This window comes from Nonomuraea roseoviolacea subsp. carminata (genome assembly GCF_024172185.1).
Taxonomy (GTDB): Bacteria; Actinomycetota; Actinomycetes; order Streptosporangiales; family Streptosporangiaceae; genus Nonomuraea; species Nonomuraea roseoviolacea.
In genome coordinates, this window is the sequence record NZ_JAMZEC010000001.1 from 8,759,522 (window position 1) to 8,782,514 (window position 22,993).

A 22,993-nucleotide genomic window follows, 5' to 3' on the forward strand; every position below is an offset into this window, starting at 1 on the left:
ATGGGGGCATGACGAGCTTGAGAATCGCCGTGGTCGGCGACCGTTCCCCCGGCGTGCGCGCCCACACCCGCGTCCCGCTGCTGCTGGAGGCGCTGCGAGAACGTGACGGCGTCGCGCTCGACGCCTACTGGATCCCCACCACCGACGCCCGCGACCTGGACGCCTTCGACGGCATCTGGGTCGTGCCCGGCAGCCCGTACCTCAGCGAGAGCGGAGCCGTCGAGGCGGCGCGGACCGCGCGCGAGCACGGCATCCCGTTCCTGGGCACGTGCGGCGGTTTCCAGCACATGCTGCTGGAGTACGCGCGCAACGTGTGCGGGCTGGACGTGGCCCACGCCGAGAACACGCCGGAAGCCGGCGACGGCGCGGACTTCCTGCTGATGCCGCTGCGCTGCTCGCTGGCCGGGCACGAGGCGATGGTGCGGCTGGCGCCCGGCTCGCTGATCGAGCAGATCATGGGCACGCCGGTGACCGTCGAGTCCTACAACTGCTCCTACGGCCTCAACGAGCGCTACGAGCGGGTGCTGACCGAGCACGGGCTGGTCTTCTCCGGTCACGCCGGGGACGACGGCACGGTCCGGGTGGCCGAGCTGCCCGGGCACCCGTTCTTCCTGGGCACCCTGTTCCAGCCGGAACTGGCCGGCGACGGCAGCCGCCCGCACCCGGTGCTCTCCGCGTTCGCGGCGGCCGTGGCGGCCCGCGCCTCGGCCGCGACGCGGACGCCGGCGGCGGCGTCCCACTGAGTGCGTTCGGCCCAGTCGGCCTCCAGGTCGGCAAGGGGCCTCGACGAGCCCGGCGGGGCATCGCCGCGCTCGCGGGCGTTCCGCTTTCAAGAGCGAGCGCGGCGGTCCGCGCCCCGCGATGACCGCCCGTCCGCACCAGGGCGGTCCGCTACGTACCTGGAGGCCCGCCGTCACGTACCGGATGGTCGATCACGTACCGGACGGACGGTCCGGCCCGACGGTCGGTCAGGTACCGGGGCCCGTTACGTACGCGACGGTCCGTCAGGTCGAGGACGGCCGCACGCCGTCGAGGACCAGGTCCAGCAGCCGCTCGGCCTGGGCCGCGCCGTCAGGCTCGTGCTCGGTGGCCAGGCAGATGGCGTTGACGAGGGTGAGCAGGTCCACGATCGCCACGCCGTCCCGGACGGCGCCGGCCCGGCGGGCGCCGTCCAGCAGTTCCTGGCCGGCGTCCACGATCATGGCGTGGCATCCCTCGCCCACGGCGCCGTCGTGGGCTCCCTGCAGGAGCGAGGTGGCCAGGCCCCTGTTGGCGGCCACGTGCGTGGCGACGGCGCGCAGCCAGGCGACCAGGGCCGGTCCGGGATCGTGGTCGGCGGCCAGTTCGCGGGCACGGGCGCACAGGGCCTCGACCTTGCCGCTGAAGACGGCCTCCAGCAACCGCTGCCGGGACGGGAAGTGGCGGTGCAGGGTGGCCGAGCCGACGCCGGCGCGGCGGGCGATCTCCTCCAGGGACGCCTCGGCGCCGTGCTCGGCGATGGCCGCGGTGGCCGCGGCCACGATGCGGTCGTAATTGCGGCGCGCGTCGGCCCGGCGGGGCCGGGCGGGCGGCGCGGCGGCGCGGTCGTCGTCGGGCAAGGTCGTCTCCGGCGCGTGACGTGAACGGGGCGTGAGGCAAACGGGGCGGCCCTCCATATCGTACGCGACCATGCCACCCAGAAGGGCCCGCCCACCCAAGGAGGTTTGACCCAAGATAGTTAGAGGTCGTACTATCCGACATCGAACCAGATGAAGGGGCGACGACCATGCGCACACTCATCCGCGCCACCCGCGTCTTCGACGGCGAGCGCTGCCTACCCCGCGCCGACGTGCTCATCGACGGCGACCGCATCGCCGCCGTCACCGCCACCCCCGCCGCCGCCGAGGCCGCGCCTCCCGCCGCCGAAGGCGCGCCGGCCGCCGACGTGGTGATCGACGGCGCCGGCAGGACCCTGCTGCCGGGCCTGATCGACGCCCACACCCACACCTTCGACGGCAGCCTCGCCCAGGCGCTGGCCTTCGGCGTGACCACCGAGCTGGACATGTTCTGCCTGCCGGGCAACCTGGCCCGCCAGCGCAGGGCGGCCGCCGAGCGCGACGACGTGGCCGACCTGCGCAGCTCCGGCGTGCTGGCCACCGCTCCCGGCGGGCATCCGAGCCAGATCATGGCCGCCGAGGGCGCGGCACTGGCGGGGTTCGGCGACGCGACCGGGCCGTTCCCCACGTTGAGCAACCCGGACGAGGCCAAGGCGTTCGTCGAGGCCCGCCTGGCGGAGGGCGCCGACTACCTGAAGATCGTGATCGACGAGGGCCACGCCGCCGGCCTGAACCTGCCGACGCTGTCACCGGAGACCGTCGCCGCGCTCGTGGAGGCCGCCCACGGCGCCGGGCTGCTCGCCATCGCGCACGTGGCCACCGCCGCCCACACCGCCGTGGCCCTGGACGCGGGCGTCGACGGGCTGGCCCACGTCCACTGCGACCTGCCGCCGGACGACCCGCGCGGCGAGGAGGTGGCGGCCAGGATCGCGGCTCATGACGTGTTCGTCGTCACCACCCTGGCCTACATCGAGGCGGTCACGGGCGACGAGAGCGGGGCCGAGCTGCCGGCGGATCCCCGCGTGGCCGCGCGCCTCTCTCCGGCCGGCGCCAGGACGGACGCGGCAGCCGGTCTCGTGCGCAGCGATCCGGGCGTGCTGCCCGTCCACTCCCAAGGAGTGATCAACGCCGCGCACGCGGTACGCGTCCTGCGCCGCGCCGGGGTGACGCTGCTCGCCGGCACCGACGCCAACCCGTTCGCCCCGCTGCACGGCGCGTCCCTGCACCGCGAGCTGCTGCTGCTCACCGAGGCGGGCCTCACGCCGGAGGAGGCGTTGCGCGCCGCCACCGCCCTGCCCGCGCACCGCTTCGGCCTGCCGGACCGCGGCCGGGTCGCGCCGGGCCTGCGCGCCGACCTGCTGCTCGTCGACGGCGACCCGACCACCGACGTCACCGCCACCCGCGCCATCGCCGAGGTGTGGCGCCGCGGCGTCCGCCTGGCCACCTGACGGCCGATCACGTACGCCGTCGACCAGAGGAGGGGCCGTCGGCGCGACGGCCCGGGGCTCAGGCGATCGCTCCCATCGCGGCCACGACGCCTCCCGCCACCCCAGAAGATCACGCCGATGTACAGCGCGACCCGCCGCCCCCGCGCACTGCGGGGCTTCCGGTAGCGCGCGCGTATGGCCGGCGGGTAGTCGTCCAGCAGGAAGTCCCGGCTGAGCGGGAACCCGGCCAGCGGGGCGGCCGTGAACGCCGTACGCCGAACTCGTGGGCAGCCGGGCCGGCAGCCACATGATCTGATCCGCCCCGACCGTCCCCGCGTCGCCGCGTGAACCCGCGGAAAAGCGGTTGACCGGGACGCGAGCCGCCCACCATCCTCGGCGGATGCGCATCGATTTCGCCGGGATCGCCGTCGGCGACGCGGACGCGCTCGCCGACTTCCTGGCGGGCGAGGACTGGCCGTACCACGCCGGGACACAGGACCGCGAGACCGTCAGGCGGCGCGCGGCCGAGGGCGGCTACGACGACGAGGAGACGCGGACCTTCTGGGTGCTCGCCGACGGCGAGCGCGCCGGGCTGATCAGGCTGCAGGACCTCGCCGACGACACTCCCATGTTCGACCTGCGGGTACGGGCGGCCTGGCGCGGCCGGGGGCTCGGCACGGCGTCGGTCGCCTGGCTGACGCGCCATCTCTTCACCGAACTGCCCGGCGTGACGCGGATCGAGGCCACCACCCGCCAGGACAACCTCGCCATGCGGGCCGTCCTGCGCAGGAGCGGGTACGCCAAGGAGGCCCACTACCGGCAGGCGTGGCCGGCCCCCGACGGGACCCGCCGCGACGCGGTCGGCTACGCGATCCTGCGCCGGGACTGGCTGGCGGGCACCGTCACCCCACCCGACTGGGACGACGAGCCCGCCTGACCCAGGACGCGACGGGCTCACGCGCCTCAGGCGGAGCGGCCCCGGCGGCGGATCTTGATGTCGCGCATGTCGGTCACCGCCGTGCGCAGCACCCGATAGGGGTGGCCGTGCGCGTCCAGTGCCGCCAGCGCGCCGCGCGTCGCCTCGGCCTCGCCGTCGTCCGGGCCCGCCGGCACCTGGCAGCGGAAGGTGAACGCGGACACGCTGTCGTCGAAGGTGAACGTGCCGGCCTCCGTGAACGCCGCCCCGCCCGCCGCCCGCACCGCGGCCCGGCCCGCCTCGTCCAGCCCGGCGAACGCGCCGGAGATCGTCACTCGGAACATGTCTCCCCCTCTCGTACGGCATAGCCGAGCACCCGCTCGCCCAGCACGTCCTCGGCCACGTCGAGCAGCCGCAGCACTTCCCCGGCGATCTCGCCGGTGTCCTGACCGGCGGCGGTGCGCCGGGCGATCTCGATCAGCACCAGCGCGTGCAGGCAGCCGACATGCCAGGCCACCACGCGCGGCAGCGGATCGTCGGGCGCGGCGCCCGTCTCCTCGGCCAGACACGCGGCGAGCGCGTCGGTCATCTCCCGGCCGAGGTCCTCCAGGCGCGCCGTCAGCGTGGGCGTGGCCCGCATCATCTCCAGCACCCGGCCGAACCCCTCGGTCAGACCCAGCCGCCGCTCGCGCCGGCGCACCTCCTCACGCAGGTGCTCCAGCACGGCTCGTACGGCCGGCTGTCCCGGAGGGCGGGCCCGAACCATGTCGGCCAGCCGCTGCGGGGACGCCTCGTCCGGCGGCAGGACCAGGTCCTCCTTGGAGGCGAAGTAGTTGTAGACGGTGTTGACCGACACCTCGGCCGCCTCGGCGACCTCGGCGATCGTCACGTGGTCGAAGCCGCGCTCCACGAACAGCCCGGTCGCGACCTCGGAGATGCGTTGCCGCGTCTGCCGTTTCTTGCGTTCTCGCAGACCCTCTGTCATGCCGCCGGAGCGTAACGGACTTCAACCATGAAGTCCAAACCAATTTTGGAGTGCGTTGCATTTTACGCCCGACCGCCCGCCCTCAGGCTTCCCGGGCGCCTGTCCGGTCACCGGGCTCGGCCCGCTCCTCCGCCACGGCCTCGCGGATCCAGGCCGCCACCGCCCGGCCCAGCAGCGAGCGGTGCGCCCCCGTTGCGACCTCGTGGTCACCGGCCAGCGCCAGGCGCACGGCCCGCGTCACCTGCCCGGCCACGACGCAGGTCGTGGTGGCCGCGCCGAGCACGACCCACAGGCTGTAGCCCTGCGGTAGCAGCATCACCACGAACGTCACATAGGTGACGAGCACGCCGACGAACACCACCGTCCAGGGCACGGCCTGCTCCCCCGGCGCTCGCCCCCTCCGCCGCCGACTCCCGGAAGGGGCGCGCCCCCGGCTCCTGCGCGCGGCGAACCTGCCCCGCGCACGCGCGGCCGTGACGGCGGAGCCGGCGCCTCGCGCGGGCGAAGCGGATGACGTGGCGGACGGTGACGTGGATGTGGCCATAACGCTGCCCTCCCGGCGTTCAGCTTTTCCCTGGCCCGAGTTTGGCATCCCGCCCCGCCCCCATGCCACGAGCCCGGATCGGCCCTTGTCCCAGAAATGCGGATAACAAGGGAAGGCTATATGTGCGTCCGACGCGAATTCTTTTCTTCTTTCCCGGTGGATTCCGGAGAAATGGCTCGCGTTCTTCGGCGAGAAAGGGTCAGCCTTCTGACCGATGTCGCCCGCCATGCCGCCGACCTTGGCACATGAGCGGATATATCGGGATCCGCCCTCCCGATCAAACGGACTCTTTCCGCGAAGCGGTGATGCGATGCGAGCAGCCCGGCGATTCCCCAGAAGGCGGGCAATCGCGGGGCGTTCCGCATCGTCGGCCGACGTGGACGACGACCACAGGACACGCGCACGTCACATGAGCGGCGATTTTCCGTGAATAATCGCCGGGCGGATATCGGGCGCCATTCTCGTCTTACCGCCCGGCGTGTCGCCGGGCACTCTCCGGCGCCATTCTTCACGCTCCGTAGTCGGGCAATGACGAGAGGTGATCACATTGTCGTCTGCCGCTCGATATACGCGTGACAGGACCGCCACAGCACGCCGTCCCAGCTCATGTTGTCGTCGCACCACCGCCGCGCCAGTTCCCTGACCTCTCCTGGGCGCGCGGACGCGCCGGAGGGCGAGGCCGACGGCGACGCCTGACCGTCGCGGCCCTTCCGCGCCTCGGGGCGGCGGGCCGTCCTGCCGTCGTCACGCCGGACGCGATGCTCGCGACCCTCCCTCCGATGCGCAGCCCCCCGGTGCTCGCCACCCGTCGCCCCGTCACGGAGCGCGACGCCTCGCGCCCGCCCGGGGAACGCGGCCTCCCCCCGTTCGTCCCGAGGCATGGCCACGGCCCCTTGCTCCCGAGGCGCGGCCCAGGGAGTGGTCGCACTCCCCTGGCTCCGGGACGCACCCGTCCCACCCGGCACGCCGGTCCGAGGAGCAGGAGAAGGCTGCCGCCGGGGGGCCGGCGTCACCGCACGCGCGGCGAGGGGGCGCCGCGCCCGCCCGCCGTCCCGCGCGCCCTCCCGGGCGGCGGGACGCGCGGTCCCGGCACGGATGCCCTCACGCGCCGCGTCGTCCGCGGAGCCGTTGCGGCGCCCGTCATCCCCACCGGAACGACCACCCCCACGATCGTCACCCTTGCCGCCACGGGCGCCCCCATGACGGCCATCGGTTCCGGCAACCCCGCGATCATCACCTCTGGCGTCGCGCCCGCCGCGACCACGGGCCGGGCCGTGCGCGTGATGGTGCCAGCGAGCGTCGGCGCGGACCCGCGTCCTGCGCGTGCCCGGCCGGCCGTCCGCTCCCGCCCGGCCCGCGTCGCCGTCCACCGAAGGCTCCGGTACGGCGGGCGACGCGAGCGTGGCCGTACCGGAACCCTTGGCCTGCGCGTCCGGCGCGCCCGCACCCGGCGGATACATCCCCAGCCAGGCCCCCAGGGCCACGGACACGGCCGTGACCGCCAGCGTGGCGACCGTGACCCGGTCCATGCCGCGCGGCGGCTCCGGCTCGTACACCGGGAAGGGCGGCACGGGTGTCACCCGCCGTGACGCGCACGGAGGTCGGTCAGCGTCCTGCTCGTGATTCACCGGGTCGGCCACGTAAGGATCATATGGGTGACGATGTGACTACGGTCCGTAGCTTTGCGTGGCCTTTGACCCGCGCGTCACGGCGGCGCCGGTGGTGGCCCGGAGCCGGTGACGTCCGTTTGCCGTGATCGTCGGAGGCTGTTAGGGTCGCCGCGGCGCGAGGAACGCGTGCGCTTCGGGACGAGGAGGTTGATGAATATGGCCGCCACAGGCCGTCATCGGCACGCCATCATCCCGGCCCCGCGCGTCTAGGACGCGGGCCGGTCGTTCGAACCACGACCAGGAGTGTCACCATGTCTTCATCCACGTCTTCATCCACGCAGTCCTCTTCCATGCCCGGGGCGCCCGCCGCCGAGCCGGTTCCCGACCTGACCACCGCCCGCCTGATCCTGCGGCCCTGGACCGTCACGGAGGTCGAGGCCGTCCTGCGCGGAGACCGGGGCGCCCACTGGGCCGCCGACTTCCCCGCCGAGGGCGACCAGGTGATCGCCGGCCTGTTCGCCGAGCACCCCGCCTGGCTCGGCCCCTACGGTCACCGCCAGGTCATCGAGCGTGACAGCGGTCTGGTGGTCGGGTCCATCGGCCTGTTCTGGCCGCCGTCCGACGGCGCGCTGGAGATCGGGTACGGGATCGTGGAGTCCCGGCAGGGCCGCGGCTACGCCACCGAGGCCGTGCGGGCCCTGACCGAGTTCGCGTACGCGGCACCGGGGGTCAGGAGCGTCCACGCCACCGTGGAGCCGTCCAACCCGCCGTCGATCCGGGTGCTGGAGAAGGCCGGCTTCGAGCGCTGCGATGACAGTCCGTCCCCGACGGACGAGAACGCGTCCCAGGCGGACGAGAACGGCGAAGGCGGCGTGGTGCTGCGCTACCAGGCGCCGCCGCCGGCCGGCCGCTGATCAGCGCGGGCCGGCGGGGACACACCGGTTCCCCGCCGGCCCGCGACACCCGACATCCGCCCGAGTCGGCGCGGACCTCAGCCGGTGAAGCCGTGTGACCGCAGGAAGACGGCGCACCGGCTGGTCCAGTCACCCACCACCGGGTCGCCTACGGCCAGCCCCAGCCCGTGCGCCCCGTTCGGGTACACGTGCGCCTCGACCGGCACCCCGTGCCGGGCCAGCGCGCTCGTCAGGAGCAGGGCGTTGTCCACCGGCACCGAGGCGTCGTCGGCGGTGTGCCACACGAACACCGGCGGGGTGCGCGGCCCCACCCGCCGCTCGATCGACAGCTCGGCGGGATCTCCGGCCTCCTGCCCGGGTCCGAGCAGGGCCGCCACCGACCCGGCGTGGGCGGCGGGCCCGGTCAGGGTGACGACCGGGTAGCACAGCACCGCCAGGTCCGGGCGCGCCTCCTGAGCGTCCACCTCGTCGTGCGGGCCCTCCGCCAGCGCCGGTCCCGTCTCGGTCGCCAGCAGTCCCGCCAGGTGCCCGCCGGCCGAGAAGCCCAGCACCCCGACCCGCTCCGGGTCCACCCCGTGGTCCGTCGCGTGGGCCCGCACCCAGCGCACCGCCCGGGCCGCGTCCAGCAGCGGCAGCGGATGCCGGTGCGGCGCCACCCGGTAGTGGAGCGCGAACGCGGCGATGCCCAGGGTGTTCAGCCACCGCGCCACGGGCTCGTTCTCGTGCTCGGCCAGGCGCGTGTACCCGCCGCCCGGCAGCACCACGACGGCCGGCGCGGGCCGCTTCGAGGGCACCGGGTACGCGGTGATCCGCTCGCCCGGCTCCCCCGGCCACAGCCGGTGCCCGCTCACGCCGCCGCCTTCACGAGCCCGCCGCCCGCACGCACGACGACGCCCGCGCCCCCGACACCACCGGAGCCGTCCGCCTCGACGCCGTCACCGCCCGAAGCCGCAGTATCCCGACCCACGCTCACGCCCTTCACGATGCCGCCTTCCGTCACAGAGGGTTCGCCGGCACACCGTACCGGGCGGCGCGATCACGACGCCGGCAGGGACGGGACGGCCGACCAGCTCGCCAGCACCGCGAGCTTCTCCGCGGCCTCCGAGCCGGGCGCGGCCGTGAAGACGACCAGCATCTGGTCCGGGTCGCCGGGCAGCGCCAGCGCCTCGTAGCCCACCTCGAGCCGGCCCACGATCGGGTGCAGCATCCGCTTGACGCCGAACGTCTTCTCCTTCACCTGGTGGTCGGCCCACAGGCGGCGGAACTCCTCGCTGGCCAGGGACAGCTCGCCGACCAGCGCCGCCAGCCGCTTGTCGCGCGGGCGCCGCCCGGCCTCCAGCCGCAGGAAGGCCACGGTGTCGGCGGCCACGGCGGGCCAGTCGACGTAGAACTCCCGCGCGGCGGGGTTGAGGAAGGCGTCGCGCGGCTGGTTGAGGCCGCGTTCGCCGAAGCGGGACAGACGCTCGGAGAAGCCGAGCACGGCGTCGCCGAGGGCGTTCCAGGCCAGTACGTCCAGGTAGCGGCCCAGCAGGAACGCGGGCCCGCTCACCGACTCCACGACCAGCCGCATCCCCGGCCGCACCCGCTGCCCGCCCGGGCGCGGGCGGCTCTCCTGGGGCGGCTCCTGCCGTTCGGGCCGGGCCAGGTCGCGCAGGTGCGCCTGCTCGACCTCGTCCAGCCGCAGCACCCGGGCGACGGCGTCGAGCACCGCGTCCGACACGCTCTGCCCCCGCCCCTGCTCCAGGCGGATGTAGTAGTCGACGCTCACGCCCGCCAGCTGCGCGACCTCCTCGCGGCGCAGCCCGGGCACGCGGCGGCGGCCGTACGGCTGCAGGCCGAGCTCCTGCGGCTGGATGCGCGCCCGTCGCGAACGCAGGAAATCGCCCAGATCACTACTCATGGGACACAGCCTAGGCAAACTCCGGAGCGTCCAACCTGGTACTGCCAGACCCAGGATGAGCCTCACCCTGGGTACGGCGGCGCGGGCGGCGCAGGATGGTGACGTCGGCCGGGGACGAAGCCCGGCAGACGCGACACCTTGCGACGAGGAGCAACCGATCATGAGCTACGACGCTCTTTCCACCCGTACCGCCGTCGTCACCGGGGCCGCCAGCGGCATGGGTGAGGCCACCGCCCGCCTCCTGGCCGCCCACGGCGCCCGCGTGGCCCTGCTGGCCCGGCGCGCCGAGCGGCTCGACGAGCTGGTGGCCAAGATCAACGCCGAGGGCGGCCGGGCGCTGGCGGTGACGGCCGACGTCACCGACTCCGGCAGCGTCGCCGCCGCCGCGGCCCGGGTCCACGAGGTGTACGGGCCGGTCGACCTGGTGGTGAACTCCGCGGGCGTCATGCTGCCCAACCCGATCGCCGACGGCCGCGAGGACGAGTGGGCCCGCATGATCGACACGAACCTGAGCGGGGCGCTGCGCGTCATCCGTGCCTTCGTCCCGGACCTCGTCGCCGCGGCGGCCGACGGCCGGAGCGCCGACCTGGTCAACGTCTCCTCCATCGGGGCCCACGTGAGCTTCCCGAACTACGCGGTGTACGGGGCGACCAAGGCGGCGCTCACGCACCTGTCGGCGACGCTGCGCACCGAGCTGGGCGGGCAGGACGTGCGCGTCACCAACATCGAGCCCGGCCTGACCTCCACCGAGCTGGCCGACCACATCGACAACGCCGAGCTGAGCGGCCAGCTCGACGGGATGGTGTCGGCGATCGGCCCGCTGGCGGCGGACGACGTGGCCGACCTGATCGCCTACACCACCAGCCGCCCGCGCCACGTCAACCTGCGCCAGGTCGTGGTCCTTCCGACGCGCCAGGCGTGAGCGGCCGGCGAGCGGCCTCGCCGCCGACGACGAGGCGCCGGCCGAGCCGCTGGGCCGGGGCCTCGACCAGCCGCCAGGTCAGGGCGCTCAGCCCGAGGAGCAGCGCCACCACGCCGGCCAGGACGGCCAGCCGCGAGCCCAGCGGAACGGTCGCCGGCTCGGGCCAGAACCACTCGACGCTCTCCAGCAGCAGCGGGTGCAGCAGGTAGACGGAGTAGCTGACCAGCCCGAGCCAGGCCAGCGCCGCCGGCACCCCGCGGCGCCGCAGGGCCATCCCGGCGGCGAAGGTGATCCACGCGGCGGCCGTGGCCGTCTGCAGGCCGGGCTCGTCGCGCCCCAGCCAGAGGGCGGCCAGCGGCACCAGAGCCACCCAACCGGCCCGGCCCCAGGTGATCTCGCCCCGCTCGGCCCGGTACAGCGCGGTGCCCGCGAACATGGTGGCCAGGATCAGCAGCCCCTGCCACGGGCCGGGATAGCTCTGGTTGACCAGCAGCAGCACCAGCACGGTCGCCCCGAGGACGACCGCGCCGGCGCGCCGTACCCCGGCCGAGCCCTTGAGGACCGCGGCCAGCGACGCCGCCAGCACCGCCGTCACGGCCAGCACGGACGCCAGCATCCGGCCCGCCCCGCCGGCCGACAGCAGCGCCACCGGCAGGGCGCTCCCGCCCAGGACGGCCACGGCGGTGAAGCCGAGCGCGCCGGTGAGGCTCGCCCGGTGCGCGCCGAGGGTGAACATCGCGGTCAGCAGCAGGTAGAAGGCCATCTCGTAGGAGAGGGTCCACAGCACGTTGACCACGTTCGGGACGTAGAGCAGGTTCTGCAGCATCGTCAGGTGGCCGAGGGCCATGGACAGCGGCCGGGAGCTCCACCAGATGTGGGCGTCGTCCCAGCCTGCCGCCACGAGCAGCGCCATGCCGGCCACGCCCACGCCGAACAGCGGATACAGGCGGAACACCCGCGAGATCCAGAAGTCGCGGACGCTGCCGCGCCGCTCCAGCGACGCGGGCACGATGTAGCCGCTGACCAGGAAGAACACCATCACCCCGTACCAGCCGGGGTCGAAGACGGCCTTGACCGGGCCGTGCGCCTCCGGTAACAGCGGCCGCAGGGCGTGCTCGAAGACCACCACCAGCGCGGCGACGCCGCGCAGCGCGTCGAGCCAGGCCAGGCGCCGCCCGGCCCGCCGCGCCGGTTCCGCCGCCGGAAGAGTGAGCATCCGGTGATGGTAGCGACCGGCGGGCCGGACAGTCCGCGCGATGTGATCAGTGGCCGCCCGACAGGAGCGCCAGTTCGGCGTCCGAGAGCCGCAGGGCGCCCGCGGCGACGTTGTCGGCCAGGTGGTCGGGGTTGCTCGTGCCCGGGATGGCCAGCACGTGGGGTCCCTGCTGCAGGGTCCACGCCAGCCGGATCTGGGCGGGGGTCGCGCCGTGCGCCCGCGCGACGGCGAGCACCACGTCGCTCTCGGTCCCGGTCGCGCCCGCCTCGGCCCCCTCGCCGGCGATCGCGAAGAACGGCACGAAGGCGATGCCCTGCTCGCCGCACGTCCGTACGAACTCCTGGTCGTCGGCGGGCGCGCCGATGCCGTAGGGGTTCTGCACGCAGACCACCGGGGCGATGGAGCGGGCCTCGGCCAGGTGCCCGGGCGTGACGTTGGAGACGCCGAGGTGGCGGATGAGCCCGGCGTCGCGCAGCGCGGCCAGGGCGCCGAAGTGCTCGGCGATCGAGCCGGTCCGCCGGCTCGGGGGGACGCGCAGGTTCACGACGTCCAGGTGGTCGCGGCCGAGCTGGCGCAGGTTCTCCTCGACCTGGCCGCGCAGCTGCTCCGGCGTGGCCCACGACCATTCGCCCGAGGCGTTGCGGCCGGGCCAGACCTTGGTGACGATGACGAGGTCGTCCGGGTACGGCGCCAGGGCCCGGTTGATGAGCTCGTTGGCCGAGCGCAGCGACGAGAAGTAGAACGCGGCGGTGTCGATGTGGTTGACGCCCAGCTCGACCGCGCGGCGGAGCACGCGGATGGATCGTTCGCGGTCGCTCGGCTCTCCCATGTCGAACGGGGCGGTGCCCGTGAGGCGCATCGCGCCGAACCCGACGCGGTTGACGGTCAGGTCGCCGAGCTTCCAGGTGCCCGCGGCGGCGGCGGGCACGGTGGTGCTGTCGAGCATGGATCTCCTTGGGTGCGGAAACGCGGGAGGGCGGGCCGGTGCACGGCGGCGATCGGGGCTGACGCCCGGTCGCGGACACGCAAAAAAGCCTCCTCGGCGGACGTGGTCCGGGCGAGAAGGCTCAAGCGGTGAAACAAATCATATCAGGCAGCCCGGGGGACGCGCGGCGCGTCGGGCTCGGAGCCCGCTCACACGGTGGCAAGCCGGACGCTGGAGGCGATGGCGTGGCAGGCGCCGGGGCCGTCGGCGCGGGCGACGATCCGGCCGTCCCGCACCCGCACCGCGGCGATCGTGTCGTCCGTGGCCGCGGGGACTCCGGCCGCGGCGGCCAGCGCGCCCGTGTCGTCGTACGCCACGCGCAGCAGGGGCCACGCCCGGGGCGGGAACGCCTCGCGCAGGCAGCGCGTCACGTCGGCGAGCCACAGCCGCGTGAGCGGCGCCTGCTCCGCCGGGTCCCCGCCGGCCAGGGCCACGGTCACCGGCACGCCGGGCGGCGCGGCCCGCACGGCCTCCTCCGCGGCGCCGGCCTCCAGCAGCCCGAGCACCGCCACCACGCCGTCCTCCGCGCCCACCCCCTCGGCCCCGAGGCCACCGCCCCGCGCCGACCCCGCCTCTCCGTCGGCGGCGCGAACCCCACCCGGCTCGGACCCCGGCCAGGAGACGTCGCCGCCCGGACCGAGAGCGCCGGCCGGCCAGGGGGCGTCGGCCGGCTGGACGGGCGGGACGACCGGCGGCGGCGCCCACCGGTCGTCCAGGTCCAGCCCCGCCAGCTCCTCACCCACCGCGACCAGGTCGAACGGCTCCACGAAGCCGGGCGCGGCGACGGCCAGCTCGCTCGCCCCTCTCAACGTCGTCAGCGCCGCCTCGGCCACCCGCACCCGGCGCCCGCTCCCCGCCGCCCCGGCTCCGGCCTGCCCCTCGGCTGCGGCTTCCCGCGCCCGGAGACCCCCGCGTTCCGGGGCGAGGGCGTCCATGCGCTCCAGGGCCAGCCCGAGCAGCAGCGCGTCGAGCCGGCGCAGCCCCGAGACCACCGCCCGCAGGCGCTCGTCGGCGAGGACCTCCGGCATGAGGTCCACCGGCAGACGGCCCTCACCGGCGGGGTCGCCCGGGTCGCCGCTCACCAGCGGCAGCCGCGTCACCCATGCCCGCGCGAACCCCCCCAGCGCCTCCCGCGCCGTGCGCGCCCGGGCGGCCGCGCCGGGACCGGTTTCGGCGGCGCGGGACAGCTCGGCCAGGACCGTGAAGTACAGGGCCCGCTTGCCGGGGAAGTTCGAGTACACGGCTCCCCGCGTCAGCCCCGCCCGTCCGGCGATGCCGTCGATGGTGGCGCCGCCGAAGCCCCGCTCCGCGAACTCCCCGCGCGCCGCCTCGACCACCTTCGAGCGGTTGAGCCGTTGCAGCTCCGCCCTGCTGAGCCGGGCCATCGTCCTCCCGTCCGCGCGTTTGCGCCGCGTCCGGAACCAAGATACCGTCGCCATTCAGATGATGTCATCATCTGATCTTGACAGCGCGAGGGGCAAGGGAGGCGCGCGGATGGCGCCCGGGCTGAAGTGCGGGTTCTGCGGCAGGAGCCAGGCCGAGGTCGCGAGGCTCATCGCCGGCCCGGCGCAGATCTGCATCTGCCACGACTGCGTCGCGCGGTGCACGGAGCTCCTGCGCGAGGAGGCACGCGCGGAGGCCGCGGGGACGGCCGACCGAGAAGCGCCGCCCACGCCGCGCGACATCCACGCCTTCCTCGACCGGTACGTCGTCGGCCAGACGGCCGCCAAGATCGCCCTCGCCGTGGCCGTCCACAACCACCACAAGCGCGTCCGCCACGGCCGGGGCGACGAGGTGGAGCTGGGCAAGTCCAACATCCTCATGATCGGCCCCACGGGCTCCGGCAAGACGTACCTGGCGCAGACGCTGGCCCGGGTGCTCGGCGTCCCGTTCGCCGTCGCCGACGCCACCACCCTCACCGAGGCCGGCTACGTCGGCGAGGACGTCGAGAACATCCTGGTCAAGCTCCTCCAGGCGGCCGACCACGATGTCGCCAGGGCCGAGACCGGCATCGTCTACATCGACGAGATCGACAAGATCGCCCGCAGGGGCGGCACCCCGTCGGCCACCCGCGACGTCTCCGGCGAGGGCGTCCAGCAGGCCCTGTTGAAGATCATCGAGGGGACGACGGTGAGCGTGCCCCCGCAGGGCGGGCGCAAGCACCCCGACCAGGACCACGTCCGGATCGACACGACCGGGGTGCTGTTCATCTGCGGCGGCGCCTTCGACGGGCTGGAACGCGTCGTGGAGGCCAGGACGGGACGCGGCGGCGCGGGCTTCGGCGCCGTCCCGCGCGCCCGCTCCGAGCCCGGCGCCGGCTCGCTGGCCGGGGTCATGCCGTCCGACCTGGTCGCCTACGGGCTCATCCCCGAGCTCGTCGGCCGCCTGCCGGTGACGGCGACGCTGGAGCGCCTGGACCGCGAGGCGCTGGTGCGCGTGCTCACCGAGCCCCGCAACGCGCTGCTCAGGCAGTACCGCGGGCTGCTGGAGATGGACGGCGTGGAACTCGACTTCACCCGCGGCGCGGTCGAGGCGATCGCCGAGCAGGCGCTGCTGCGCCGCACCGGCGCCCGCGGCGTGCGGGCGATCGTCGAGGAGGTGCTGCTCAACGTCATGTACGAGGTGCCTGGGCGCGACGACGTGGCCCGGGTCGTGGTGACCCGCGAGACCGTCCTCGGCAACGTCAACCCGACCCTCGTGCCCCGCGAGCCGGACGGCCGCGACGCGGGACCGCGCGAGAAGTCGGCCTGACGAGCCACGAGCAGGGGACGGGAGGTCGGCCTGACGAGCCACGAGCAGGGGACGGGAGGTCGGCCTGACGGGCAAGGCGCTCGCGGCGCCGGGGACGGTCTCGGAGGTCGTGCCCGGCGCGCGGCGTGAGGTCACTCCACGAGGCGGGCCAGGCGGCGCAGCGACAGCCGCGCCATCGCGTCGGCGAACGGCCTGGCCAGCGGCCACAGCAGCCGTCCCACCGCCCCGAGCGGCAGGTCCAGGTCCTCGGCCCAGATCACCCGGCTGCCGCCCCCGTACGGCCGGATCCGGAAGACGCCCTCGCCCCGCACCAGCCGCCCGGTGTGGCGGACCCGTACGAGCCCCGGCGGCTCCCAGCGGGTGATCGTCATCGTGTCGAGGAACCCCAGCGGGCCGACCCCGGTGAAGGCCTCCACCTGGTCGGGCCCGCTGCTCCGGGCGGTGGTCAGGAGCATCCACTCGTGGTGGCGCGGCCAGTCGGTGAGCACGGCGAAGACCCGCTCGGGCGGCGCGGCGACCAGCACCGCGGCCCCCATCCGGCCCCGGCTCACGCGCGTCTCCCGGCCGGGCTCGCGGCCGGGCTCGCGGCCGGGCTCCCGGTTCGTCTCCCCGCCGGGCGCGCACCCGTCGTGACGCTCATGAGCCGATCCCCCTGACCTCGTGCCGGTCCGCCTTGCCCGGTTCGGCGAAGGCGAGCAGCGCCAGCGCCTCGGCCCTGACCTCCTCCGCCTGCCCCGGCGTCAGCGGCGCGAACGGCTCGACCGTGACCACCGGCCCCTCGCGCTTCCACACCCCGCGCACGAACCCGTCGGCCAGCACCGTGCCCAGCACCTGCCCGTTGATCGTGATGACCGTCTTGCGGTGCTCGTCGGAGATGATCCGGGTGCGGTCGGCGTGGCCGAGCAGCACGTTGTCGAACGGCGCGACCAGCCGTACGGGCGCGGGCACGTCGGCGCCGGGACGCGGCGCGTCCGGCAGGTCGAACAGCTCCCGCCCCTGCTCGTCGCGGAAGACGACGAGCTGGGCACGCAGGCGCTCGACGATCTCGCGGAGCCCGGTCAGGCCGGACCAGGCCTGGGCGTCGGCGACCGTGGCGGGCCCGAAGGCGGCCAGGTAGCGCAGCACCAGCCGCTCCGGCGACGGGTCGGGGTGCGGCTGCCGGCCGAGCCAGTCCTCCATCGGCGCGAACGCGGTCCGCCCGGCCTTGCCCCACACGGCGCGGGGCGGCACCTGGACGAGCGGCACCACGCAGCGCACGGCCACGGCGAGGTCGTCCCGCGTGGCGGCGGGGAAGCGCCCGGCCAGGTGCGCGCCCAGCTCGGTCGCCGTCAGGGGCCGCTCCGCCAGGGCCTCGCGGATGGCCTTGGCGAGCTGGCCGGCGTCCACGTCCTGGAGGGAACGGCCGCGGGCGACGTTGAGGTAGCGGTCGAGGAGCGGCTGCGTGAGCGGGCGCAGGGTCAGGGCGTCGGCGGCGGTGACGAGGTGGACGGTGCCGCGCATGAGCACCAGGCGCACCGCCTCCCGCTCCAGCAGCGGCCGGGCCAGCTCGTCGGGGGTGAAGCCGTCCAGGCGCGACCACAGGCCGAAGTACGGGGGGAAGGGGGCCTGGGCCTGCAGGCCGACGAGGTGCTCCACGGCCTCCAGGGCCGGCATGGCGTGCCGCCGGAGCAGCAGCTGGCGGGCCAGGGTCGCCCGGTTGAGCTCACGCGTGCTGATCACGCGCCTCAGCCTAGGCGTCCGGCCACGCCGTGGAGGAGGCGGATCGGACCATGGAGGGAGCGACGCGCGGCGGCAGGCGGCATGATGGCCCTCGGAAAGATCGTCGGAAGGGTCCCCCGTGAAGAGAATCATGTCCATCGCCGTCGCGAACGTGCTCGTGATGAGCCTCGCCCCCGCCGCTCTCGCCGCGCCCGCGCGGCCCGCGGCAGCGTCCGCGTCTGCGTCTGCGTCTGCGTCCGCGTCTGCGTCCGCGTCTGCGGACGACGTCTACGCCGACTACGCTGAGCTGTCCGCCCACGAGGTCGAGGGCAAGGACTACCGGCGCGTCGTGCGCGTCCCCCGCGGGGCGAAGGTGGCGCACATCGCGATCCACGGCGGCGCCATCGAGGCGCCGACGTCGCAGCTCGCCGACCAGGCCGCGGGCCGCAAGGACGTTTATTACGCGTTCGAAGGCATCAAGGCCACGGGCAACAGCGACCTGCACATCACCGCCACGCACTTCGACGAGCCCCGGGCGCTGAAGGTGGTGGCGGGGGTCGACCGCACCATCTCCTGGCACGCGGCGTCGGGCTCCGACGCCGTCACCTACGTCGGCGGCCGGGACACGGCGCTGATCAGGAAGGTCAAGGCGGAGCTGCGGGCCGCCGGGTTCGGCGTCTCGTCGTCCGTGCCCGAGGAGATCGGCGGTGACAGCCCCCAGAACATCGCCAACCGGAACCGCCGGGGCATGGGGGTACAGCTGGAGATCAGCCGCGGCCAGCGGGAGCGGTTCTTCAAGGAGGGCAAGCTGGCGCGGGCGTGGGTCGAGGACCCCGCGAACCGCACGAAGGACTTCTACCGGTACGTGGCGGCCGTCAACCGCGCCCTCGGCTGAGCGGCGGCCCGGACAGGCGTTCACTCGGGGTTCACCTGGGGTTCATCTGGGGTTGGTTGAGGGGGTTTGCAGGTGGCCGGGCGGCGCGGGGCGCGCATACCGTCCAAGCCGTCACGTGAGCGAGCTCCGCCACGTGTCGGCAACGGTGCTCGGCAAGGAGATCCACGTGTTCAAACGCCTCGCCCTCGTCCCCCTCCTCCTCCTCGCGTTCCTGACCGCGGGCACCGCCCCGGCGCAGGCGCTCCACCGGCAGCCTCTGCGCATCCTGCTGACCAACGACGACGGCTACTCCTCGACCTACCTCCAGCAGCTCCGCGAGGCTCTGGAGGCCGCCGGGCACGAGGTCACGGTCGTCGCCCCGGCCGCCGACGCCAGCGCCTCCGGCACCATGATCAACGCCAGGTTCGGCGGCACGATCGAGGCCGCCAAGCAGGACCACGGCTGGGCGGTCGGCGGCAGCCCCAGCGACGCGGTCTCCTTCGGCACCCGCGTCCCATTCGCCGGCGACCTGCCCGACCTGGTCGTCTCCGGCCCGAACCCGGGCGAGAACGTGGCCGCCTCCGCCACCTATTCCGGCACGGTCGGCGCCGCCATCACCGCCCTCGTGGCGGGCGTCCCCGCCATCGCGGTCAGCGTCGCCCGCGACGGCAGCTCCGTGCCTAGCGCCGCCCGGTCGATCGAGTTCACCGTACGGCTGGTGAACCGGCTGTCGGCCACCGCGAACGGCGGCCCCGTGCTGCCGGCCCGCACCGCGCTCAACGTCAACTACCCCGTCACGCCGAACGGCACGGTGAGCATGGCCCACCTGGGCAGTTCGCTGCCGTACGGCGCCGGCTACACGCCCGCGCCGGAGGCGTGCGCCCTGTGCTACCGGATCGTCCCGATCGCCGACCCCGGCCCCGACCCGGTGCAGGACGCCGACCGCACGCTGCTGGCGGCCGGCAACGTCACCATCACCCCACTGGACGGAAGCTGGGAGGCCAGTGCGGCCACCGCCACGGCCATCCGCTCCCGCCTGCGCTCCCTCACGCCCTGACCCCCGACGTGCCTTGGTCGGAGCGTCCCGCCGCGCCGGCGGGGCGCTCAGCGGCCGCCCGTGAACGGCGCCTCGCCCTCCTTCAGCGGGCGGAAGCGCAGCGCGGACCACACCTCGTCCACGGCCACCTGCCCGTTGGGCCGCAGGCCGTACGCGCCGACGATCGGCCACAGCGTGTCGCGGTTGACGTCGGACCGGTTGCCCTTCGGATAGGCCACCCACAGCACGGACGGACCGGTCAGCGCGGCGCGGTGCTCGTCCAGCAGCCGGCGGGCCGAGGCGGCGTCGGCGGCGAAGAGCACGGCGACGTCCGCCTCGCCGAGGCCGTCCGCGTGCCGGGCGCCCTCGGGCAGCGGCTCGACCAGGCTCCGGTGGGCCGGGTCGGACACCCAGACGGCGGTGCCGGGCTTGACCAGGAGCTTGGCGGCGACGGTCTTGGTGCTGGTGGTCGTCGGCATGGTCAGGCCCTTCCGTAGGTCGCGTGGATGACGCCGGTCTCCAGGGTGCGGCTGCCGAGGAGCCGCAGCGGCACCTGCTCACCGTCGGCGAACAGCTTGGCGCCCCGGCCCACCACGATCGGGTGGATGAGCAGGCGCAGCTCGTCCAGCAGGCCGCCGGCCAGCAGCGAGCGCACCAGTGTGGGGCTGCCGGTGATCGAGATGTCCTTGCCCGGCCGCTCCTTGAGCTCCTTGAGCGCGACCGGGAGGTCGCCCCGCACGATCGTGGAGTTCTGCCACCCGGCCGTGCGCAGGGTGGTGGTGACGACGTGCTTGGGGGTGCCGTTCATGTAGCCGGCCAGGTCGGCGGCCTGCGGCTCGGGGTTCGGCCAGTAGGCGGCGAACTCCTCGTAGGTGCGGCGGCCGAGCAGCATGGTGTCGGCCTCCCGCATCTGGTCGGCGACGATCCGCGCCATCTCGTCGTTCAGGTACGGGAAGTGCCACTTCTCCGGTGACTCCACCACGCCGTCCAGCGAGACGAACAGTCCCGCGACGATCTTCCGCATCCGCGTCTCCGTTCACAAAAGCCCGTTTCGAGGTGCCCCCACCGTCTCACCGACAAATTTTTTTGTCAAGACCGGCGTGCTGAACGGAGGGCCCGGCGCGCGCGGCGCCCCGGGTCAGGACTCCAGGAAGCGCAGCACGGCCAGCACCCGGCGGCTGTAGCCCGTGACGTGCGAGAGACGCAGCTTGTCGAACAGCGCGTTGACGTGCTTCTCCACCGCGCTCTGCGACACGTGCAGCTCCTGCGCGATCGAGGCGTTGGTCAGGCCCTGCGCCATCCGCTCCAGCACCTCGCGCTCGCGGGCCGTCAGCCGGGCCAGCGGGTCCACCTGCGTGGTACGGGCCAGGAGCTGGCGCACCACCTCCGGGTCGAACGCCGCTCCCCCGGCCGCCACCCGCTCCAGCGCGTCCAGGAAGTCGGCCACCTGCGCCACCCGGTCCTTCAGCAGGTAGCCGACGCCCTCGACGTCGCCGCTCATCAGCTCGGCCGCGTACCTCTTCTCGACGTACTGCGACAGCACCAGCAGGCGCACCCCCGGCCACCGGCGGCGGATCTCCAGCGCCGCGCGCAGCCCCTCGTCGGTATGGGTGGGCGGCATGCGCACGTCCACGACCACCACGTCAGGCGCGTGCTCGGCCACGGCCTCCACCAGCGACGCGCCGTCGCCCACGGCGGCCGGGACCTCGTGCCCCTCCTCCACCAGCAGCCGGATGAGACCCTCGCGCAGCAGGGTCGAGTCCTCGGCCAGAATCACCCGCACGGCAGCTCCACCACGATCGTCGTCGGCCCGCCCGGCGGGCTCGTCACCTCGAAGGTCCCGTCCAACGCCGCCACCCGGCGCGCCAGCCCCGACAGGCCGCTGCCGGCCGGGTCGGCGCCGCCCGCGCCGTCGTCCTCCACCCGCACGACCAGCGCCGCGCCGTCGCGACGGACGTCCACCGCGATGCGGGCCGCGCCGGCGTGCTTGGCGGCGTTGGTCACGGCCTCGCACACCACGAAGTACGCGGCCGTCTCGACCGCCATCGGCGGCCGTCCCGCCAGGTCGCAGGTCACGGTCACCGGCACGCTCGACCGCTCGGCCACCCCGGCGAGGGCGTCGCCGAGGCCGAGGGCGTCCAGGCCGCTCGGGTACACCCGCCAGGCCACCTCGCGCAGCTCGGCCAGCGCCCGCTGCGCCTCCTCGTGCGCCTGGTCCAGCAGCTCCGGCCGGCCCCGGCGCGAGCGGCCGATCAGCATCGACAGGGCGACCAGGCGTTGCTGGAGCCCGTCGTGCAGGTCGCGCTCGATGCGGCGCCGCTCGGAGTCGACCGCCGCCACGATCCCGGCCCGGCTCTCGGACAGCTCGGCGATCCGGCGCTCCAGCGCCTCGGTGCGGTCGGGCGCGAGCACCGCCCAGGCCAGGCGCCGCTCCACCGCGTACACGCCGATCATGCCGGAGACGCTGATGAACAGCCCCACGAACCCGGCGACCAGCAGGTAGGTCACCAGCAGCGGGGTGGGCTCCATGCCGTCGAACGGCTGGCCGCCCAGCCACGCCCGCAGCGCGGCGAGCGCCGTGGCGGCCCCGAACACGAACAGCGTCACCACCAGGCCGCCCAGCACCCCGACCGGCAGCCGCAGCGTCAGGAACCGCAGCGCCCGCGCGCCGGCGGGCCGTGCCCGGCCCTCGTGCGGGCGCCCGGCGGCCCCGGCGATTCCAGGGGCTTGTCCGGCGGGTCCGGCGCTCAGGCCCAGGGCGGCCGGGTCGAGGCGGAGCCGGCGCACCTCCAGCGCGGCCAGGCGGGCGGCCGCGCCCGAGACGTTCGGATTGCCGAGGAACGGCAGCGCCAGCAGGAGGAACACCGCCTCCAGCGGGGCCGTGACCGCGCCCAGCGCCACCGCCCCGGCCACCCGGGCTCCCTCAGCGACGTGACGCATGCCGCCCCTTGCGCCGCTCGGCCAGCCGCACGCCGACGAAGACCAGCACCGCGACGACGATCAGGGCGATCACCACGTTCGTGCCGACGCCGACGTAGGTCTCCACGAGCTCCCACTGCTCGCCGAGCAGGTAGCCGGCCATCACGAAGACGGTGTTCCAGGTGAGGCTGCCGGCGGTCGTCAGGGCCAGGAACGTCGTGAGCGGCATCCGCTCCACGCCCGCCGGGATCGAGATGAGGCTGCGGAACAGCGGCACCATCCGGCCGAAGAACACCGTCTTGCGGCCGTGCCTGAGGAACCACGCCTCGGTCTTCTCGATGTCGGCGGGCTTGACCAGCGGCATCCTCGCCGCGATCGCCAGCACCCGGTCCCGGCCGAGCAGGGCGCCGACCCAGTACAGCGCGAGGGCACCCACCACCGAGCCCAGCGTCGTCCACACCAGCGCGTCGAGCAGGTCCATCTCGCCCCGGCTCGCCGTGAAGCCCGCCAGCGGCAGGATCACCTCGCTCGGCAGCGGCGGGAACAGGTTCTCCAGCGCGATCGCGATCCCGGCCCCCGGGGCGCCGAGGTCCTCCATGAGTCCAACCACCCAGTCAGTCATGCCTTTAAGGCTATGGATGATCGCATATGCCGGTAATGAGGCGAACGCCCGATCTGGGGTGTGGTAAACCACAGCCCCA

Annotated in this window: 24 protein-coding genes; 8 read left to right on the forward strand and 16 right to left on the reverse strand. The window is 74.4% G+C overall.

Annotated features, from left to right (window positions below; genetic code table 11):
- Positions 1-8: 8 nt before the first annotated feature.
- A complete protein-coding gene (locus HD595_RS40735; RefSeq protein ID WP_253778932.1) occupies positions 9-743 on the forward strand; it encodes a CTP synthase C-terminal region-related (seleno)protein in 735 nt (244 codons plus the stop codon).
- Between the two features lie 261 nt (positions 744-1,004).
- On the opposite strand, the gene HD595_RS40740 is transcribed toward HD595_RS40735, so the two are convergent.
- Positions 1,005-1,598 carry a TetR/AcrR family transcriptional regulator gene (locus HD595_RS40740; RefSeq protein ID WP_253778934.1) on the reverse strand — a complete coding sequence of 198 codons (594 nt, stop codon included), beginning with the start codon at positions 1,596-1,598 and terminating at the stop codon, positions 1,005-1,007.
- A gap of 167 nt (positions 1,599-1,765) precedes the next feature.
- On the opposite strand from HD595_RS40740, the gene HD595_RS40745 reads away from it, so the two are divergent.
- Together HD595_RS40745 and HD595_RS40750 are read left to right on the forward strand one after the other, a co-directional pair.
- Positions 1,766-3,043 carry an amidohydrolase family protein gene (locus HD595_RS40745; RefSeq protein WP_253778936.1) on the forward strand — a complete coding sequence of 426 codons (1,278 nt, stop codon included), beginning with the start codon at positions 1,766-1,768 and terminating at the stop codon, positions 3,041-3,043.
- Positions 3,044-3,422: 379 nt separating this feature from the next.
- On the forward strand, positions 3,423-3,959 hold the full coding sequence (locus tag HD595_RS40750) for a GNAT family N-acetyltransferase (protein WP_253778938.1): 537 nt from the start codon (positions 3,423-3,425) through the stop codon (positions 3,957-3,959).
- A 26-nt stretch (positions 3,960-3,985) separates the two neighbouring features.
- On the opposite strand, the gene HD595_RS40755 is transcribed toward HD595_RS40750, so the two are convergent.
- The 3 genes from HD595_RS40755 to HD595_RS40765 form a co-directional block, all read right to left on the reverse strand.
- On the reverse strand, positions 3,986-4,282 hold the full coding sequence (locus HD595_RS40755) for a DUF6204 family protein (RefSeq protein WP_253778940.1): 297 nt from the start codon (positions 4,280-4,282) through the stop codon (positions 3,986-3,988).
- Complete coding sequence (locus tag HD595_RS40760) at positions 4,270-4,923, reverse strand: TetR/AcrR family transcriptional regulator (RefSeq protein WP_253778943.1); 654 nt, start codon at positions 4,921-4,923, stop codon at positions 4,270-4,272. The genes HD595_RS40755 and HD595_RS40760 overlap by 13 nt, the downstream gene beginning before the upstream one ends.
- Before the next feature lie 82 nt (positions 4,924-5,005).
- Entirely contained in the window at positions 5,006-5,296 is a 291-nt protein-coding gene (locus HD595_RS40765) for a hypothetical protein (protein WP_253778944.1), read from the reverse strand.
- Positions 5,297-7,427: 2,131 nt separating this feature from the next.
- Between HD595_RS40765 and HD595_RS40770 the strand changes: the two genes are divergently transcribed.
- Positions 7,428-7,991 carry a GNAT family N-acetyltransferase gene (locus tag HD595_RS40770; protein ID WP_253778946.1) on the forward strand — a complete coding sequence of 188 codons (564 nt, stop codon included), beginning with the start codon at positions 7,428-7,430 and terminating at the stop codon, positions 7,989-7,991.
- Between the two features lie 77 nt (positions 7,992-8,068).
- Here HD595_RS40770 and HD595_RS40775 read toward each other — a convergent pair whose 3' ends face one another.
- Positions 8,069-8,842 (reverse strand): alpha/beta hydrolase, encoded by a 774-nt coding sequence (locus HD595_RS40775; RefSeq protein WP_253778949.1) that lies wholly within the window; start codon positions 8,840-8,842, stop codon positions 8,069-8,071.
- Between the two features lie 185 nt (positions 8,843-9,027).
- Positions 9,028-9,891 (reverse strand): helix-turn-helix transcriptional regulator, encoded by an 864-nt coding sequence (locus tag HD595_RS40780; RefSeq protein WP_253778951.1) that lies wholly within the window; start codon positions 9,889-9,891, stop codon positions 9,028-9,030.
- 160 nt (positions 9,892-10,051) lie between these two features.
- On the opposite strand from HD595_RS40780, the gene HD595_RS40785 reads away from it, so the two are divergent.
- On the forward strand, positions 10,052-10,813 hold the full coding sequence (locus HD595_RS40785) for an SDR family oxidoreductase (RefSeq protein WP_253778953.1): 762 nt from the start codon (positions 10,052-10,054) through the stop codon (positions 10,811-10,813).
- Here HD595_RS40785 and HD595_RS40790 read toward each other — a convergent pair.
- The 3 genes from HD595_RS40790 to HD595_RS40800 all read right to left on the reverse strand — a co-directional run bounded on the left by HD595_RS40790 (position 10,770) and on the right by HD595_RS40800 (position 14,453).
- Positions 10,770-12,029, reverse strand: a complete 1,260-nt coding sequence (locus HD595_RS40790; protein ID WP_253778955.1) for an acyltransferase family protein — start codon at positions 12,027-12,029, stop codon at positions 10,770-10,772. The two genes, HD595_RS40785 and HD595_RS40790, sit on opposite strands and share 44 nt — an antisense overlap.
- Positions 12,030-12,075: 46 nt before the next feature.
- Entirely contained in the window at positions 12,076-12,975 is a 900-nt protein-coding gene (locus HD595_RS40795; protein WP_253778957.1) for an oxidoreductase, read from the reverse strand.
- 188 nt (positions 12,976-13,163) lie between these two features.
- Entirely contained in the window at positions 13,164-14,453 is a 1,290-nt protein-coding gene (locus HD595_RS40800; protein ID WP_308211336.1) for a TetR family transcriptional regulator, read from the reverse strand.
- Positions 14,454-14,508: 55 nt separating this feature from the next.
- Between HD595_RS40800 and clpX the strand changes: the two genes are divergently transcribed.
- Complete coding sequence (clpX, locus tag HD595_RS40805) at positions 14,509-15,765, forward strand: ATP-dependent Clp protease ATP-binding subunit ClpX (protein ID WP_253778960.1); 1,257 nt, start codon at positions 14,509-14,511, stop codon at positions 15,763-15,765.
- Positions 15,766-15,896: 131 nt separating this feature from the next.
- On the opposite strand, the gene HD595_RS40810 is transcribed toward clpX, so the two are convergent.
- Together HD595_RS40810 and HD595_RS40815 are read right to left on the reverse strand one after the other, a co-directional pair.
- Positions 15,897-16,316: an SRPBCC family protein gene (locus HD595_RS40810; protein WP_253778962.1), complete on the reverse strand. Its 420-nt coding sequence runs from the start codon at positions 16,314-16,316 to the stop codon at positions 15,897-15,899.
- An 85-nt stretch (positions 16,317-16,401) separates the two neighbouring features.
- A complete protein-coding gene (locus HD595_RS40815; protein ID WP_253778964.1) occupies positions 16,402-17,484 on the reverse strand; it encodes a winged helix DNA-binding domain-containing protein in 1,083 nt (360 codons plus the stop codon).
- A gap of 118 nt (positions 17,485-17,602) precedes the next feature.
- Between HD595_RS40815 and HD595_RS40820 the strand changes: the two genes are divergently transcribed.
- Positions 17,603-18,358 (forward strand): poly-gamma-glutamate hydrolase family protein, encoded by a 756-nt coding sequence (locus HD595_RS40820; protein WP_253778966.1) that lies wholly within the window; start codon positions 17,603-17,605, stop codon positions 18,356-18,358.
- A 115-nt stretch (positions 18,359-18,473) separates the two neighbouring features.
- Positions 18,474-19,394, forward strand: a complete 921-nt coding sequence (gene surE, locus HD595_RS40825; protein WP_253778968.1) for a 5'/3'-nucleotidase SurE — start codon at positions 18,474-18,476, stop codon at positions 19,392-19,394.
- Positions 19,395-19,441: 47 nt separating this feature from the next.
- Here surE and HD595_RS40830 read toward each other — a convergent pair whose 3' ends face one another.
- From HD595_RS40830 to HD595_RS40850, 5 genes are all read right to left on the reverse strand, one after another.
- Positions 19,442-19,852, reverse strand: coding sequence for a hypothetical protein (locus tag HD595_RS40830; RefSeq protein WP_253778970.1), 411 nt, complete (start codon positions 19,850-19,852; stop codon positions 19,442-19,444).
- 2 nt (positions 19,853-19,854) lie between these two features.
- Entirely contained in the window at positions 19,855-20,397 is a 543-nt protein-coding gene (locus HD595_RS40835; protein ID WP_253778972.1) for a dihydrofolate reductase family protein, read from the reverse strand.
- Between the two features lie 114 nt (positions 20,398-20,511).
- On the reverse strand, positions 20,512-21,156 hold the full coding sequence (locus HD595_RS40840) for a response regulator (protein WP_253778974.1): 645 nt from the start codon (positions 21,154-21,156) through the stop codon (positions 20,512-20,514).
- On the reverse strand, positions 21,147-22,313 hold the full coding sequence (locus tag HD595_RS40845; RefSeq protein ID WP_253778977.1) for a sensor histidine kinase: 1,167 nt from the start codon (positions 22,311-22,313) through the stop codon (positions 21,147-21,149). The genes HD595_RS40840 and HD595_RS40845 overlap by 10 nt, the downstream gene beginning before the upstream one ends.
- On the reverse strand, positions 22,297-22,914 hold the full coding sequence (locus tag HD595_RS40850; RefSeq protein ID WP_253778980.1) for a DedA family protein: 618 nt from the start codon (positions 22,912-22,914) through the stop codon (positions 22,297-22,299). Before HD595_RS40850 ends, HD595_RS40845 begins: the two co-directional genes overlap by 17 nt.
- Between the last annotated feature and the right edge of the window lie 79 nt (positions 22,915-22,993).